Annotated in this window: 9 protein-coding genes; 6 read left to right on the forward strand and 3 right to left on the reverse strand. The window is 70.9% G+C overall.

Annotation, left to right across the window (positions count from 1 at the left end):
- Positions 1-27 precede the first annotated feature (27 nt).
- The 6 genes from G6O68_RS15890 (at position 28) to G6O68_RS15915 (ending at position 9,439) form a co-directional block, all read left to right on the forward strand.
- The gene (locus tag G6O68_RS15890) at positions 28-1,305 is read left to right on the forward strand and encodes an L-rhamnose isomerase (protein WP_165249514.1); all 1,278 of its coding nucleotides are present in this window, start codon (positions 28-30) and stop codon (positions 1,303-1,305) included.
- Positions 1,306-1,793: 488 nt separating this feature from the next.
- Positions 1,794-3,038, forward strand: coding sequence for an L-rhamnose/proton symporter RhaT (gene rhaT / locus G6O68_RS15895; protein WP_165249516.1), 1,245 nt, complete (start codon positions 1,794-1,796; stop codon positions 3,036-3,038).
- Positions 3,039-3,105: 67 nt separating this feature from the next.
- A complete protein-coding gene (locus G6O68_RS15900) occupies positions 3,106-6,360 on the forward strand; it encodes an alpha-L-rhamnosidase (protein ID WP_165249518.1) in 3,255 nt (1,084 codons plus the stop codon).
- 113 nt (positions 6,361-6,473) lie between these two features.
- Positions 6,474-7,793 (forward strand): 3-keto-disaccharide hydrolase, encoded by a 1,320-nt coding sequence (locus G6O68_RS15905; RefSeq protein ID WP_165249520.1) that lies wholly within the window; start codon positions 6,474-6,476, stop codon positions 7,791-7,793.
- Between the two features lie 174 nt (positions 7,794-7,967).
- A complete protein-coding gene (gene rsmH / locus G6O68_RS15910) occupies positions 7,968-9,020 on the forward strand; it encodes a 16S rRNA (cytosine(1402)-N(4))-methyltransferase RsmH (RefSeq protein ID WP_165249522.1) in 1,053 nt (350 codons plus the stop codon).
- Between the two features lie 29 nt (positions 9,021-9,049).
- Positions 9,050-9,439, forward strand: a complete 390-nt coding sequence (locus G6O68_RS15915) for a DoxX family protein (protein ID WP_165249524.1) — start codon at positions 9,050-9,052, stop codon at positions 9,437-9,439.
- Between the two features lie 21 nt (positions 9,440-9,460).
- Here G6O68_RS15915 and G6O68_RS15920 read toward each other — a convergent pair whose 3' ends face one another.
- The 3 genes from G6O68_RS15920 to G6O68_RS15930 form a co-directional block, all read right to left on the reverse strand.
- Complete coding sequence (locus G6O68_RS15920) at positions 9,461-10,105, reverse strand: Uma2 family endonuclease (RefSeq protein ID WP_165249526.1); 645 nt, start codon at positions 10,103-10,105, stop codon at positions 9,461-9,463.
- 26 nt (positions 10,106-10,131) lie between these two features.
- A complete protein-coding gene (locus G6O68_RS15925; RefSeq protein WP_165249528.1) occupies positions 10,132-11,622 on the reverse strand; it encodes a DUF1501 domain-containing protein in 1,491 nt (496 codons plus the stop codon).
- Positions 11,623-11,691: 69 nt separating this feature from the next.
- Positions 11,692-14,847: a PSD1 and planctomycete cytochrome C domain-containing protein gene (locus G6O68_RS15930; RefSeq protein ID WP_165249530.1), complete on the reverse strand. Its 3,156-nt coding sequence runs from the start codon at positions 14,845-14,847 to the stop codon at positions 11,692-11,694.
- Positions 14,848-14,871 lie beyond the last annotated feature (24 nt).

A 14,871-nucleotide genomic window follows, 5' to 3' on the forward strand; every position in this document is an offset into this window, starting at 1 on the left:
CGCCCTCGCGTCGAATCGCTGGAAGGAATGTCGATGACCTCTCCGAACAAGAACGTGGACCAGGCTTTCGCCCTGGCGAAGGAACGCTACGCCGAGCTGGGGGTCGACGTCGAGAAGGCCCTGGAGCGGCTGGCGACGATCCCGATCTCGCTGCACTGCTGGCAGGGCGACGACGTCGGCGGCTTCGAGAACGCCGGCGAAGGGCTGGGCGCCGGCCTGGCCGTCACCGGCAACTATCCCGGCAAGGCTCGCACGGCGGATGAGCTGCGCAAGGACCTCGACGAGGCCCTGTCGCTGATCCCCGGCACCCACCGGCTGAACCTGCACGCCAGCTACGCCGAGACCGGCGGCAAGAAGGTCGACCGCGACGCCCTGGAGCCGGCCCACTTCCAGAACTGGATCGAGTGGGCCAGGGCGAAGGGGATGGGGATGGACTTCAACCCCACCTACTTCTCGCACCCCAAGGCGGCCGAGGGTTGGACGCTGGCCCACCCTGACAAGGCCATCCGCCAGTTCTGGATCGACCACGGCATCGCCTGCCGGAAGATCGGCGCGGCGATGGGGGAGGCGCTGGGGACCCCCTGCGTCACCAACGTCTGGATCCCGGACGGCATGAAGGACCAGACCGTCGACCGCAAGGGGCCCCGCGAGCGGCTCCTGAACGCGCTCGACGCCATGTTCGCCGAGGCCCTCGACCCGAGGCTCAACCGCGACGCCGTCGAGGGCAAGCTGTTCGGCATCGGCTCGGAGACCTACGTCGTCGGCATGCACGAGTTCTACCTCGGCTACGCCGTGAGCCGGAAGAAGATCTTCACCATCGACTCGGGCCACTTCCACCCGACCGAGGTCGTCGCCGACAAGCTCTCGTCGGCCCTGACCTACGTCGACGAAGTGCTCATGCACGTCAGCCGGGGCGTGCGGTGGGACAGCGACCACGTCGTCCTCCTGACCGACGACATCGAGCTGATCGCCCAGGAGCTGGTGCGCGGGGAGTACCTGGACCGCGTCCACATCGGCCTGGACTTCTTCGACGCCAGCATCAACCGCGTGGCCGCCTGGGTGATCGGCACCCGCTCCATGATCAAGGCGCTTTTGCTCGCCCTGCTGGAGCCGATCGACGCCCTCCGGAAGCACGAGGCCGACGGCGACTACACGTCCCGCCTGGCGATCCTCGAGGAACTCAAGACCATGCCCTTCGGCGCGGTGTGGGATCACTACCTCCAGACCAAGGACATCCCCGTCGGCCGCGCCTGGGTCGACGAGGTCAAGCGCTACGAGGCCGACGTGCTGAGCAAGCGGGGGTGATCGGAAGCTCCTGAATTCAACGTCCTTCCCCCCCGGCGGGAGAAGGTGCCCCGCAGGGGCGGATGAGGGGGAAGACGAGCAAGGAAACCTGAGGAGAATCAGCCGGGCCGGCCGCCGCAATCGTCCTTCTCCCCTCGTGGGAGAAGGTGGCCGAAGGCCGGATGAGGGGGATCATCAAGGTGGACGGCGCGAGGGAGCGAGGGCTTGCCGGCCCGCCTGAATCTCCGTGCGGTGCTCGTGCTGGTCTTCCCCATCATCCGGCCCTCCGGGCCACCTTCCCCCGCCAGGGGGGAAGGGAAGATTCGGAAGCCGTCGGTCTCTCGCCTCGTCCGCCTTGATGGTCCCCCTCATCGACCGCTTCGCGGTCCTTCCCCCACCAGGGGGGAAGGCATGACTCCGACGACCTCTTCGCTCACCCCGGCCTCGCCTGATATTTGCTATCCTGGATCGATCCCAACCAACCCTCCCAAGGCCATCCAGAACCTCTCATGACTTCCAACCCGTTCCTCGGCCTCGTCTACCACTGGCTGGGCGGCCTGGCCTCCGGCAGCTTCTACGTCCCGTATCGGTTCGTCCGCAAGTGGTCGTGGGAGACCTACTGGCTGACCGGCGGCGTCTTCAGTTGGCTCATCGCCCCGTGGGCCTTCGGGCTGGGGATGACGAACGACCTCCCGGCGGTGATCTCCGAGACGCCGCCGGACACGCTGTTCAAGGTCTACTTGTTCGGCGTGCTCTGGGGCATGGGGGGGCTGACGTTCGGCCTGACCATGCGCTACCTGGGGATGTCGCTGGGCATGGCCGTGGCGCTCGGGTACACGGCGGCCTTCGGGACGATGGTCCCGCCGATCGTGAAGGGGGAGCTGTTCACGAAGATCCTGCCGACCCGCTCGGGCCAGGTCGTCCTGTTCGGCGTCCTCGTCTGCCTGGGCGGGATCGCCGTGGCGGGCCTGGCCGGGATGTCGAAGGAGAAGGAGATGTCCGACGAGGCCAAGAAGGCCTCGATCCAGGAGTTCGACTTCAAGAAGGGGCTGCTCGTCGCCACCTTCTCGGGCGTGATGAGCGCCTGCTTCGCCTTCGGCCTGGACGCCAGCGGGCCGATCAAGGAGCTGACGAAGGTCCACGGCACCGACGACCTCTGGAGCGGCCTGCCGTCGCTGGTGGTCATCCTGGCCGGCGGCTTCACCACCAACTTCCTCTGGTGCGTCTTCCTGCACTGGAAGAACGGCTCGGCGTATCAGTACCTCAGCCCGGTCGTCCGGGCCGGCGACGAGCTGTCGCGCGACCGGACCGAGGTCCTGGAGACCCCGACCGACGCCCCCGGCGAGGAGGCCGCGCTGCAGGCGCCGGGCCTCGGCGCGACGGCGGCCGAGGCGGCCTCGGCCCGCGTCCCGCTCTTCTGGAACTACCTCTTCAGCGCCCTGGCCGGCGTGACCTGGTACTTCCAGTTCTTCTTCTACACGATGGGCGAGACCAAGATGGGGGAGGACTACAAGTTCTCCAGCTGGACCCTCCACATGGCCAGCATCATGATCTTCAGCACCCTCTGGGGGATCGCCCTGAAGGAATGGACCGGCACGAGCGCGCGGACCAAGCGGCTCGTCGCTCTCACCCTCGCCGTGCTGATCGCCTCCACCGTGATCATCGGCTACGGCAACTCCCTGGCGGAGAAGCCCGCGCCGGCGGCCGAAAGCCCCGCCGCGGCCGGCCCCGCCCCGGTCGTGGACGTGAAGTGAGATCCCGTCGCCGACCTCCCTCTCCCAGGAACGTCCTCGCATTCGTTGGAATAAAGGAATCCGCATCATGACGAGTCCAAGGCTCGTAAAAGCCCTCCTGGCCGCGGCCCTGGCGTGCGTCGCCACGGCGAAGGCCCGGGCGCAGCAGGTACCCGCGCAGGGGGACGTGCTCGGCCTCTCGCCGGCGTACCTGCGCGTCGACGCCAAGGTCGACCCGCGGGGGATCGACTCGGCGCACCCCCGCCTGAGCTGGCTGCTCGCGTCCTCCCGGCGCGGGGAGGCCCAGTCGGCGTATCAGATCATGGTCGCCAGCGACGAGGCCAAGCTCGCCGCCGATGAGGGGGACCTCTGGGACAGCGGCAAGGTCGCCAGCGACGAGACCACCGGCGTCCCCTACGCCGGCGCCCCGCTCAAGAGCGGGATGCGCTGCGTGTGGAAGGTCCGCGTGTGGGACAAGGCCGACGCGGCCTCCGGCTGGAGCGCCCCGGCGTCCTGGTCGATGGGCCTGCTGGAGCCGGGCGACTGGAAGGCCGAGTGGATCGGCTACGACAAGGCTCGCGACGAGTCCGCCGCCACCGCCCCGGCCGACTTCGGCGCCGGAGCCTGGATCTGGCACGCCGCCGACGAGGGGGCCGACAAGCCCAAGGGCCACCGCCTGTTCGTCGCCGAGTTCGACGTCCCGGCCGACTCGCCGATCGAGGAGGCGACCCTCCTCTCCGTCGCCGACGACTCGCACAAGTACACCCTCAACGGCGAGCTGGCCGCCTCCGGGACCAGCTTCAAGGTCCCCGTCCTGACCGACGCCCTCCGGTTCGTGAAGCCGGGCCGGAACACCGTCCGGGCCGAGGTCGAGAACGGCGCGCCCAGCCCCGCCGGCCTGCTCGCCCGCCTGACCGTCAAGCTCAAGGACGGCCGGGTCGTCGAGAAGGTCACCGACGCCTCGTGGAAGACGATCGCCGACCCCGGCGCGAACTGGCACAACCGCGAGATCGACCTGGCCGGCCTCCCCGCCGCCGCCGCGGTCGCCGCCTACGGCGACGGCCCCTGGGGCAAGCTCACGGTCGCCAAGCTGGTCCTCCCCAAGCCGGCCTTCCTGCGCAAGGAGTTCCAGGTCGCGAAGCCCGTCAAGCGGGCGGTCCTCTACACCACGGCCCTGGGCATCCACGACGTCCACGTCAACGGCGCCCGCGTGGCCGAGGACGCGTTCAACCCCGGCTGGACCGACTACACCAAGCGGGTCTACTACCGGACGTACGACGTCACCCCGATGGTCCGCCCCGGCGCCAACGCCCTGGGGGCGATCCTGGCCGACGGCTGGTACAGCGGCTACGTCGGCTTCGGCAAGCTCCGCGACCACTACGGCAAGAAGAACCGGCTCAAGGCCCAGCTCGTCGTCGACTACACCGACGGCTCGACCGACGTGGTCGCCACCGGCGGCGACTGGAAGGCGGCCGTCGGCCCGATCCTCGAGGCCGACTTCCTCATGGGCGAGACCCACGACGCCCGCCTGGAGAAGGCCGGCTGGGACCTCGCCGGCTATGACGCCTCGGGCTGGGACGCGGTCGACTCGGGCGCCGAGATGGACCCCAAGGTCCAGGCCCACCCCGGCCCGCCGGTCCTCCCCTTCGCCGAGCTGCGCGCGAAGACCGTCAGCGAGGTGAAGCCGGGCGTCTACGTGCTCGACTACGGCCGGAACTTCGCCGGCGTCCCCCGGCTGCGGCTCCGGGGGACCACTCCCGGCCAGACGATCACCCTGAGGTTCGCCGAGCGGCTCAACCCCGACGGCACCATGTACGTGACGAACCTCCGCGAGGCCCGCTGCGTCGACACTTACGTCTGCAAGGGGGCCGCCGAGGAGGTCTGGACCCCCCGGTTCACCTTCCACGGCTACCAGTACGCGGAGGTCTCGGGCCTGACGGCGCCGCCGGACTCCGAGACGGTCGTCGGCGTCGCCCTCTCCAGCGCCACGCCGGTCGCGGGCCGGTTCGAGTCGTCCGACCCGATGCTCAACCAGCTCTACAGCAACATCGTCTGGACCCAGCGCGCCAACTTCATCGACATCCCCACCGACTGCCCCCAGCGCGACGAGCGGCTGGGCTGGACCGGCGACGCGCAGGTCTACATCAAGACGGCCACGCTCAACGCCGACGTCCAGGCCTTCTTCGACAAGTGGCTCGTCGACCTGACCGACGGCCAGCGCGCCGACGGCCAGTTCCCGATGGTCGCGCCGGTGAAGGTCGCCGGCGACGACGGCGGCCCCGCCTGGGCCGAGGCCGGCGTCGTCTGCCCCTGGACCATCTACGAGGTCTACAACGACAAGCCGCTGCTGGAGCGGCAGTACCCCTCGATGGTCAAGTACGTCGAATTCCTGATCGCCCGCAGCACGCCCGACCTGCTGCCGCCGGAGAAGTACCACTGCTTCGGCGACTGGCTGAGCATCGGGGCCGACACGCCCAAGGACGTGATCTACACGGCCTACTTCGCCCTGGCCGCCCGGCTGACGTCGAAGGCCGCCGAGGTCCTCGGCAAGCCCGAGGACGCCCGCAAGTACGCCGAGGTGTACGAGAAGGTCAAGGCGTCGTTCAACAAGGCGTTCGTCGCCGAGGACGGCCGGATCAAGGGGGACACCCAGGCCTGCTACGTCCTGGCGATCGCCAACGACCTGGTCGACGGCGAGAAGGCGAAGCTGGCCGCCCAGCACCTGGTCGAGGCCATCGAGGCCAAGAACTGGCACCTCTCCACCGGGTTCATCGGCACCAAGGACCTGATGCTGGTCCTCTCCAAGATCGGCCGCCGGGACGTGGCGTACCGGCTCCTGTTCAACGACACGTTCCCCTCGTGGGGCTTCTCGATCAAGCACGGCGCCACCAGCATCTGGGAGCGCTGGGACGGGTGGACCCCGGAGAAGGGCTTCCAGGACCCGGGCATGAACTCGTTCGCCCACTACTCGTTCGGCGCGGTCTACGGCTGGATGGTGGAGAACATCGGCGGCATCCACAACGACGGGTCGGCCTACAAGCGGATCACGATCGCCCCCGAGCCGACCGACCGCCTGACCTTCGCGACGACCTCTTACCGGGGCATCCGGGGCGAGGTCGCCGTCACCTGGACGCGCGGGCCCGGCGTCGTCACGATGGACGTCACGATCCCCGCCAACACGACGGCCCGGGTCGTCATCCCCGCGGCCGACCCCGCCGCCGTCGCCGAGAGCGGCGTGGCGCTCGCCCAGGCGCCCGGCGTGACGAAGGCGGGCGTCGAGGACGGCCGGGTCGTCGCCGAGGTCGGCTCCGGCCGCTACGTCTTCACCTTCGCGGCCCCCTGAGCCCACATCGGCGAGAGGGCCCGGCCCGCCCCCGGCGCCGGGCCCTTTCGCCGCGACGAACCCCCCGCCTCTCCAGAACCCACCCCGATCCGACCCCCTGAGGAATCGACCTGATGCAGAAGACGCTCCCCCTGACGATGGCCCTGCTGGCGGCCTCGGCGGCCTTCGCCGGGCGGCCCGCCGCCGCCGACGAGGAACCCGCCTTCCAGACCCTCTTCAACGGCAAGGACCTCTCGGGCTGGCACGGCGAGTCGACCATCGACCCGCGCAAGTTCAAGGCGATGAGCCCCGAGGATCAGAAGGCCAAGCTGGAGAAGGACGCCGCCGACGCCGCCCAGCACTGGAAGGTCGAGGACGAGGAGATCGTCAACGACGGCCACGGCGTCTTCCTGGCGACCGACAAGGAGTATGGCGACGTCGAGTTCTTCGTCGACTTCAAGATCGGCCCCCTGGGCGACAGCGGGATCTACCTCCGCGGCACGCCCCAGATCCAGATCTGGGACTTCCGCGAGGAGGGCGGCAAGCACGAACTCGGCGCCGACAAGGGCTCGGGCGGCCTCTGGAACAACTCCCCCGGCGCGCCCGGCAAGGACCCGCTGGTCTTCGCCGACAACCCGATCGGCGAGTGGAACACCCTGCGGGTGATCCAGGTCGGCGCCCGGACCACGATCTACCTGAACGGCAAGCTCGTCGTCCAGGACGCGGTCATGGAGAACTACTGGGACCGCAAGACCCCCCTCGCCCCCGTCGGCCCGATCCAGCTCCAGACCCACGGCAGCGAGACCCGCTTCCGCAACGTCAAGCTCCGCGAGATCCCCGCCGAGGAGGCCAACGCCTACCTCTCCAAGCTCGACGGGGCCGTCGGCGGCTTCGCCGAGGTCTTCAACGGCAAGGACCTCTCCGGCTGGAAAGGCCCGGTCGAGAACTATGAGGTGGTGGACGGCGCCATCCGCTGCAAGCCCGGCCACGGCGGCACGCTCTACTACGGCGAGGAGTACGGCGACCTCGTCGCCCGGGTCGAGTTCAAGCTCCCCCCCGGCGGCAACAACGGCCTGGCCATCCGCTACCCCGGCTCCGGCGACGCCGCCTACAACGGCATGACCGAGCTGCAGGTCCTCGACGACGGCGCCGAGAAGTACGCCAAGCTCGACCCCCGCCAGTACCACGGCTCGTCCTACGGCATGGTCGCCGCCCAGCGCGGCTACCTCCGCCCGGTCGGCGAGTGGAACTACGAGAAGGTCACCGTCAAGGGCCCGAAGATCCAGGTCGAGCTCAACGGCACCGTGATCCTCGACGCCGACCTGAGCACCGTCAAGGAGTTCATGGCCGACTCCCCCCACCCCGGCAAGGACCGGACCAGGGGCTACTTCGGCTTCGCCGGCCACAACGACCCCGTCGAGTTCCGCAACGTCTCCATCAAGCCGCTCGACTGAGCCGAGCAGGCTTTGAACCCGACCCCCGAAGGCCGCGCGGACGTCCCCACCTCGGGACGCGCCGCGCGGCCTTCGCCGTCCCCGGCCGCCCGGCGGCGGTGGACGCCCGCCCGGCCGCGTGGGTACCCTGAAGCTCGACCCGAATCCGCCCCTCCCCCGGATCAGACGCCGCCGATGAGCGACCCCACACCCGACGACAGGCCCAAGCGGCGGCCGCGCTATCGCGGGCGGAACCCCCGGCTCTTCCACGAGAAGTACAAGGAACACCAGCCCGAGCGCTACCCCGACGACGTGGCGAAGGTCCTCGCCGGGGGCAAGACCCCCGCCGGCACGCACCGGCCGATCATGACGGCCGAGATCCTCCGCGCCCTCGCGCCCCGGCCGGGGGACGTCGCCGTCGACTGCACGCTCGGCCACGGCGGCCACGCCCGCGCCCTGCTCGACGCGATCAGGCCCGGCGGGCGGCTCCTGGGGATGGACGCCGACCCGATCGAGTTCCCCAGGACCGAGGCCCGGCTCCTCGCCCTGGGCCATCCCCCCGGCTCGATCGTCCTCCGCCGCGCGAACTTCGCGACGCTCGCCCGATTCCTGGCCGAGGAGGCCCCCGAGGGCGCCGACGTGCTGCTGGCCGACCTCGGCCTCTCCTCCATGCAGATCGACGATCCGGCGCGAGGCTTCAGCTTCAAGGCGGACGGCCCGCTCGACATGCGGATGAACCCCGCGCGGGGCCGGCCCGCCTCCGCCCTGCTGTCGGAGCTGGGCGAGCCCGGCCTGGCCCGGCTCCTCGACGAGAACGCCGACGAGCCCCGCGCCCGCGAGCTGGCCGCCGCGATCCTCCGCGCCCGCGCGCGCGAGCCGATCGCGACGACCGGGGCCCTCGCCTCGGCCGTGCGAGCGGCCTGCACGCGGCTCGGCCTCCCGGCCGAGGTCGCCGAGGACGCCGTGCGGCGGACCTTCCAGGCGATCCGGATCGCGGTGAACGACGAGTTCGGGACGCTGGCCGAGTTCCTCCGCACCCTGCCGGGCTGCCTCCGCTCGGGTGGTCGGGTCGCGATCCTGACGTTCCACTCGGGCGAGGACCGTCGCGTGAAGGCGGCGTTCAAGGACGGCCTGCACGCGGGCGTCTACGCCTCGATCGCCGACGACGTCGTCCGACCCTCGGCCGAGGAGCGCCGCGACAACCCCCGCTCGTCGTCGGCCAAGCTGCGGTTCGCGGTCCGGGCGTAGGTCGTGTTCGAACGGGAAGGCGGAATCGCATGGGAACGGACCTCGGGCGGCTCGGACGGATCGTCGGCAAGTGGGCCTTCGCCGGGCTGTTCGTGCTCGCCGGCGTGGGCCATTTCGTCGCGCCCGAGGCCTACATGCGGATCATGCCGCCGGCCCTGCCGTACCACCGGGAGCTGGTGCTGATCAGCGGCGCGTTCGAGATCGCGCTGGGGGTCCTGCTGCTGATCCCGCGGACCTCCCGCTTCGCCGCCTGGGGCCTGATCGCCCTGCTGATCGCCGTCTTCCCGGCGAACGTCTTCATGTACCATCACGCCGATCGGTTCGCGGTCCCCCCGGCGCTCCTGCTGATGAGGCTGCCGCTCCAGGGGTTGCTGATCCTCTGGGCGTACGCCTACACGAGGCCGGGCCGCCGCGACTGACCGCCGGGCTCGGATCGCCCGTCAGTCGTAGAGGACGCCCTTGAGGTCGAGCGTGAAGCCGGGGAGGACGTCCTCGCCGGAGAGGGTCGCGGGCCCGGCGAGGGTCTCGGCCCCGCGGCCGGGGCGGTAGACCTCGACGGCCCGCGCCTCCGGGTCGATCAGCCAGCCGAGGCGGACGCCGTGGGCGAGGTAGGCGGCCATCTTGGCGCGGAGGGCCGGGATCGGATCGCTGGGGGAGCGGAGCTCGGCGACGAAGTCGGGCACGACGGGGGCGAAGCGTCGGCGTTCCTCGGCGGGGACGCGGTCCCAGCGGTCGAGGGCGATCCAGGAGGCGTCGGGCGAGCGCACCGAGCCGTCGGGCAGCGTGAACCCCGCCGACGAATCGAACACCTTGCCGAGTCCCTTCGCCCGGTTCCAGACGCCCAGTTGGATGATCAGCTCGGCGTTGCGGCCGCTCCCCTCGGACGATGCGGGCGTCATGGCGATGAGGGCTCCGTCGGCGTCGCGCTCCAGTCGCAGGTCGCGGTTCGCGGCGCAGAGGGCGGCGAAGCCGTCGGGGTCGACGAGGAGGCGAGCCCCGGCCGGGACCGTCAGCGTGGTCGCGGCCGGGGCGTCGGCTTCGGCGTCGGCCCCGGGGGGGCGACGCTCCAGGGTCGTGCTGGCCATCGGTCGCCCCTCCGGCTCGGTTCGGCTCAGGCCAGGATGGCCTGGACGGGGTTCTGCTCCAGGACGCCGGTCAGGCGCTGGTCGAGGCCCTGGGACTTGAAGGTGAGGCGGCGGTGGTCGATCCCCATGCAGTGGAGGATCGTGGCGTTCATGTCGTGGATGTGGACCGGGTTCTCGACGACATTGTAGCTGAAGTCGTCGGTCTCGCCGTGGACCACGCCCTTCTTGATGCCGCCGCCGGCCATCCAGATGGGGAAGCACTTGGGGTGGTGGTCGCGGCCGTAGTTGTCGCGGGTGAGCGGGCCCTGGCAGTAGATCGTCCGGCCGAACTCGCCGCCCCAGATGACCAGGGTGTCCTCGAGCAGCCCGCGCTGCTTGAGGTCGGTGATGAGGGCGTAGCAGGCCTGGTCGACGTCCTTGCACTGGGCGGGGAGGTCGCCGGCCATGTTGCCGTGCTGGTCCCATCCCCGGTGGAAAATCTGCACGAACCGGACGTCGCGCTCGGCCAGGCGGCGGGCCAGCAGGGCGGAGCGGGCGAAGCTGCCGGGCTTGTGGACGTCGGGCCCGTACATGTCCAGGACGTGCTGGGGCTCGGACGAGACGTCGGCCATGTCGGGGACGCTGGTCTGCATCCGGAAGGCCATCTCGTACTGGGCGATCCGCGCCTGGGTCTCGGGGTCGGCGAACGACGCGTATTCCTTCTGGTTCAGGCGGTTGATGGCGTCGAGCGAGCGGCGGCGGACGCCCGCGTCCACGCCGCCGGGGTTCGACAGGAACAGCACCGGGTCTCCCGAGGAGCGCAGGGCCACCCCCTGGTACTTGCTGGGGAGGAACCCCGCGCTCCAGAGGCGGTTGTAGATCGCCTGGGCCGAGGTTTTGCTCGACCACGACGGCGTCATCACGACGAACGACGGCAGGTCCTGGTTGAGCGAGCCCAGCCCGTAGCTCAGCCAGGAGCCCAGGCTGGCCCGGCCGGGGAGCTGGTTGCCGGTGCAGATGTAGGTGACGGCCGGGTCGTGGTTGATGGCCTCGGTCCAGGTCGTCTTGATCAGGGCGATCTCGTCGACGATCTTGGCCGTCCACGGCAGCAGCTCGCTGACCCACATGCCGGACTTGCCGTGCTGGGCGAACTTGTACTTGGACGGCGCGACCGGGAACCGGGCCTGGCCGCTGGTCATGGTGGTCAGGCGCTGGCCCTTGCGGATCGATTCGGGCAGGTCCTTGTCGAACTGCTCGTCCATCTTCGGCTTGTAGTCGAAGAGGTCGATCTGCGAGGGGCCGCCGTTCATGTGCAGGTAGATCGCCCGCTTGGCCTTGGGAGCGAAGTGGGGGAGGCCGGGGAGGCCGCCGCCGACGTTCGGCAGGGCGGGCGCGGCCGGGCCGGCGCCCGGCGGGGCGGCGATCCCCTCGCGGGCGAGGAGGTCGGCCAGGGCGGCCGCGCCGAAGCTCATTACGCCGGCTCGGCCGAAGAAGCTGCGGCGGGTCTCGACGGCGGAGTGTTCGCGGATCGGGTCCATCGGGGGCTCCTCGGGGCCGGGCGGTCGGTCGGATCGGGTCGGGTCGGGGCGAGTCGATGCGAGCCGACGTCAGCCCCGGGTGATGACTTCGTCCAGGTTCAGGATGATGTTGCCGATCATGGTCCAGGGGGCCAGGTCGCCGGGGGCGAGCGCCGGGTCGGGCTTGGTCGCGCCGGACTCGATCAGGGCACGGGCCGCCTCGGGCTTGTCGGCGTAGTGGGCCGAGAAGTCCCGGAGCGCGGCGGACAGCTCGGCCAGGTCGTCGGCGTCGGGCGTGCGGGCGGTCGCCAGGCGGAACATGAACGCCAGCCGCTCGTCGGTCGTCGAGCCGCCTTCGCGGAGCGCCCGCTCGGCCAGGGCGCGCGAGGCCTCGACGTACTGGGGCTCGTTCAGGAGCAGCAGGGCCTGGAGCGGGGTGTTGGTGCGCTCGCGGCGGACCTGGCACGACTCGCGCGAGGGGGCGTCGAACGTGGACATCTGCGGCGGCGGCGCGGTCCGCTTCCAGAAGGTGTAGAGGCTCCGGCGCTGGACCTTGTCGGGCCCCTCGTCGGCCTTAAAGATGCCGGTGTCGCTGCCGACGTAGGCGACGGCCTCCCACAGGCCCGACGGCTGGGGCGGCTTGACGCTCGGCCCGCCCATCTTCTCGACGAGCACGCCGGCGGCGAAGAAGGCCTGGTCCCGCAGCGTCTCGGCGTCGAGCCGGAACCGGGGGCCGCGGGCCAGCAGCCGGTTCGCGGGGTCCTTGGCCAGCCCCTCGGGCGTGGACCTCGTGGTCTGGCGGTACGCGGCCGAGGTCACCAGCCGCTTCATCAGCCGCTTGACGTCCCAGCCGTCCTCGCGGAAGTCCACCGCCAGCCAGTCCAGCAGCTCGGGGTGGCTGGGGGGCTCGCCCTGGGCGCCGAAGTCTTCCGAGGTCTTCACCAACCCCGTGCCGAAGACCTGCTGCCAGAACCGGTTGACGGCCACGCGGGCGGTCAGCGGGTGCTCGGGCGCGACCAGCCAGCGGGCCAGGCCCAGGCGGTCGGCCGGCGCGTCGGAGGGGAGGGGGGGGAGGAACGCGGGGACGACCCGCCCGACCTGGTCCTTGGGCTGGTCGTACTCGCCCCGGTTGAGGACGAACGCCGGCTTGGGGTCGCCCTGGCGCTCGCGGAAGATCAGCGTCGTGGAGACGGCCTCCTCCAGCTTCATCTTCTCGGCCTCGACCCTGGCGATGTCGTCGCGGATCGGCCGGGCGGCCTCGCGCGCCTTCGACCAGCCGTCGGCCAGGAAGCGGTCGAGGATCTGCTTGCGCTCGTCCTCGGTGCGCTTCGCGCGGGGCTTCTTCACGATGGCCTTGAGCGGGTCGGGCAGGCCCGCGCCGTCGTCGGCGAGCCGGGCGCGGACCCAGGCGGTGAGGCTGTCGTACTCCTGGCCCGCCTGGGGCGTCCAGGTGCGCAGGCCGCTCTCGTCGAAGTAGGCGACGCCGTCGAAGAGGGTGAAGGCCCAGCCCTCGATCTCGGTCCCGGGGGCGATCTCCAGCTTCGACGCGGGGACTTCCAGGCGGGCCCACTCGCCGTCGACCGGCAGGTCGCCGACGCGGAGCCGCTCGACGGAGCCGTCCTTGCCCCAGTCGATCTGGTTCTCGCCCCAGAAGGCCCGCCGCGACCACTGGCCGCCGACCTTCCACTGGAGCATCACCTCGCGCGGGGGCCGCTTGGGGTCGAGGAAGACGTGGGCGAAGAGCGAGTCCCCCTCGCCGACCTTGAGCTTCGGGCCGGCCGTCTCGATCACCTTCTGCGTCAGGCCCGTGGCCCTGATCCGGAGCGACGCGCCGCCGACCTTGACCGGGCTCTCGCCCGGGTCGACGAAGTCGCCGTCGCCGGTGGCGGTCGCGCCGGCGGGCGGCCCGTCGTCGATCCAGGTGAAGTCGCCCCGGGTGACGACCTCGGGGAGCCCCTCGTCGATCTTGAAGTCGTACGAGGCCGCGAACTTGGCGGACTCGACCTGGGCCTTCTCCTTGAGGGCGGCGATCTGGTCGCCGAGCTTGGCGATCTCCGCCGCCTGCTCGGCCGTCGGCGTCTTCAGGAACGGCTCCCAGCGCGACTTGTTGCCGTCCATCGCCGGGCCGTCGATGTTGTTGAAGAAGGCGAAGAACTGGTAGTACTCTTTCTGCGTGATCGGGTCGTACTTGTGGTCGTGGCAGCGGGCGCAGCCGACGGTCAGGCCGAGGAAGACCTGGCCGTTGGTGTCGACCTGGTCGGTCACGTTGCGGGTGTAGACCTCCTGCTCGATCGAGCCCCCCTCGGCCGTCGAGACGTGGCAGCGGTTGAACCCGGTGGCGACGAGCTGGTCGGGCGTCGGGTTCGGCAGCAGGTCGCCGGCGAGCTGCTCGACGACGAACCGGTCGAACGGCTTGTCGTCGTTGAACGCCCTGACGACCCAGTCGCGATAGGCCCACATCTCGCGGAAGTTGTCCAGGTGGAGGCCGTGGGTGTCGCCATAGCGGGCGGCGTCCAGCCAGTAGCGGGCCATGTGCTCGCCATACCGGGGCGATTCCAGCAGGCGGTCGACGGCCTTCTCGTAGGCGGCGTCGAGCCCCTCGGCGGCGACCGCGGCCAGGAACGCGTCGGCCTCGGCGGGGGTGGGGGGGAGGCCGGTCAGGTCGAGCGTCGCCCGCCGCAGCAGGGTCGCGGGGTCGGCTGGCTCGGAGGGCTTCAGCCCCTCGGCCTCGATCCGCGCCAGCAGGAAGGCGTCGACCGGGCCCCGGGGCCAGGCGGCGTCGGCGGTCTTGGGCGGCTCGGCCTTCTTCGGCGTCTCGAAGGCCCAGTGGCCGCTCCAGGGCGCCCCCTCGGCGATCCAGCGCTTGAGGACGTCCACCTGCTCGGGCGTGAGCGACTTGCCCGACTCCTTCGGCGGCATCAGCAGCCCCTCGTCGTCGGTCTCGATGCGGAAGGCCAGGCCGCTCGCCTCGACGTCCCCGGCCACCACGGCGGCGTCGCCCGATTCGAGCTTGCCGAAGGCGCCCTCGCGGGTGTCCAGCCGCAGGCCCGCCTTGCGCTCCTTCTCGTCGAAGCCGTGGCAGGCGAAGCAGGCGTCGGAGAGGATCGGCCGCACGTCGCGGGCGAAGTCGACCTTGCCCTTCGAAGGCGAAGGGTCGGCCGGACCTTCGGCCCGTGCGAGCGGGGCCGAGACGAGCGTCGCCGCGATCAGCAGCGCCGCCGCGGAGGGGCGGGAACCAAGAGCCATCGAGGGAACCTCCCGAGGGGGGGC

Source organism: Paludisphaera soli, assembly GCF_011064595.1.
Lineage (GTDB): Bacteria > Planctomycetota > Planctomycetia > Isosphaerales > Isosphaeraceae > Paludisphaera > Paludisphaera soli.

Coding starts and splice junctions, on each gene's coding strand:
- G6O68_RS15890 (WP_165249514.1), top strand. CDS start 28: ATGTCGATGACCTCTCCGAACAAGAACGTGGACCAGGCTTTCGCCCTG.
- rhaT (WP_165249516.1), top strand. CDS start 1,794: ATGACTTCCAACCCGTTCCTCGGCCTCGTCTACCACTGGCTGGGCGGC.
- G6O68_RS15900 (WP_165249518.1), top strand. CDS start 3,106: ATGACGAGTCCAAGGCTCGTAAAAGCCCTCCTGGCCGCGGCCCTGGCG.
- G6O68_RS15905 (WP_165249520.1), top strand. CDS start 6,474: ATGCAGAAGACGCTCCCCCTGACGATGGCCCTGCTGGCGGCCTCGGCG.
- rsmH (WP_165249522.1), top strand. CDS start 7,968: ATGAGCGACCCCACACCCGACGACAGGCCCAAGCGGCGGCCGCGCTAT.
- G6O68_RS15915 (WP_165249524.1), top strand. CDS start 9,050: ATGGGAACGGACCTCGGGCGGCTCGGACGGATCGTCGGCAAGTGGGCC.
- G6O68_RS15920 (WP_165249526.1), bottom strand. CDS start 10,105: ATGGCCAGCACGACCCTGGAGCGTCGCCCCCCCGGGGCCGACGCCGAA.
- G6O68_RS15925 (WP_165249528.1), bottom strand. CDS start 11,622: ATGGACCCGATCCGCGAACACTCCGCCGTCGAGACCCGCCGCAGCTTC.
- G6O68_RS15930 (WP_165249530.1), bottom strand. CDS start 14,847: ATGGCTCTTGGTTCCCGCCCCTCCGCGGCGGCGCTGCTGATCGCGGCG.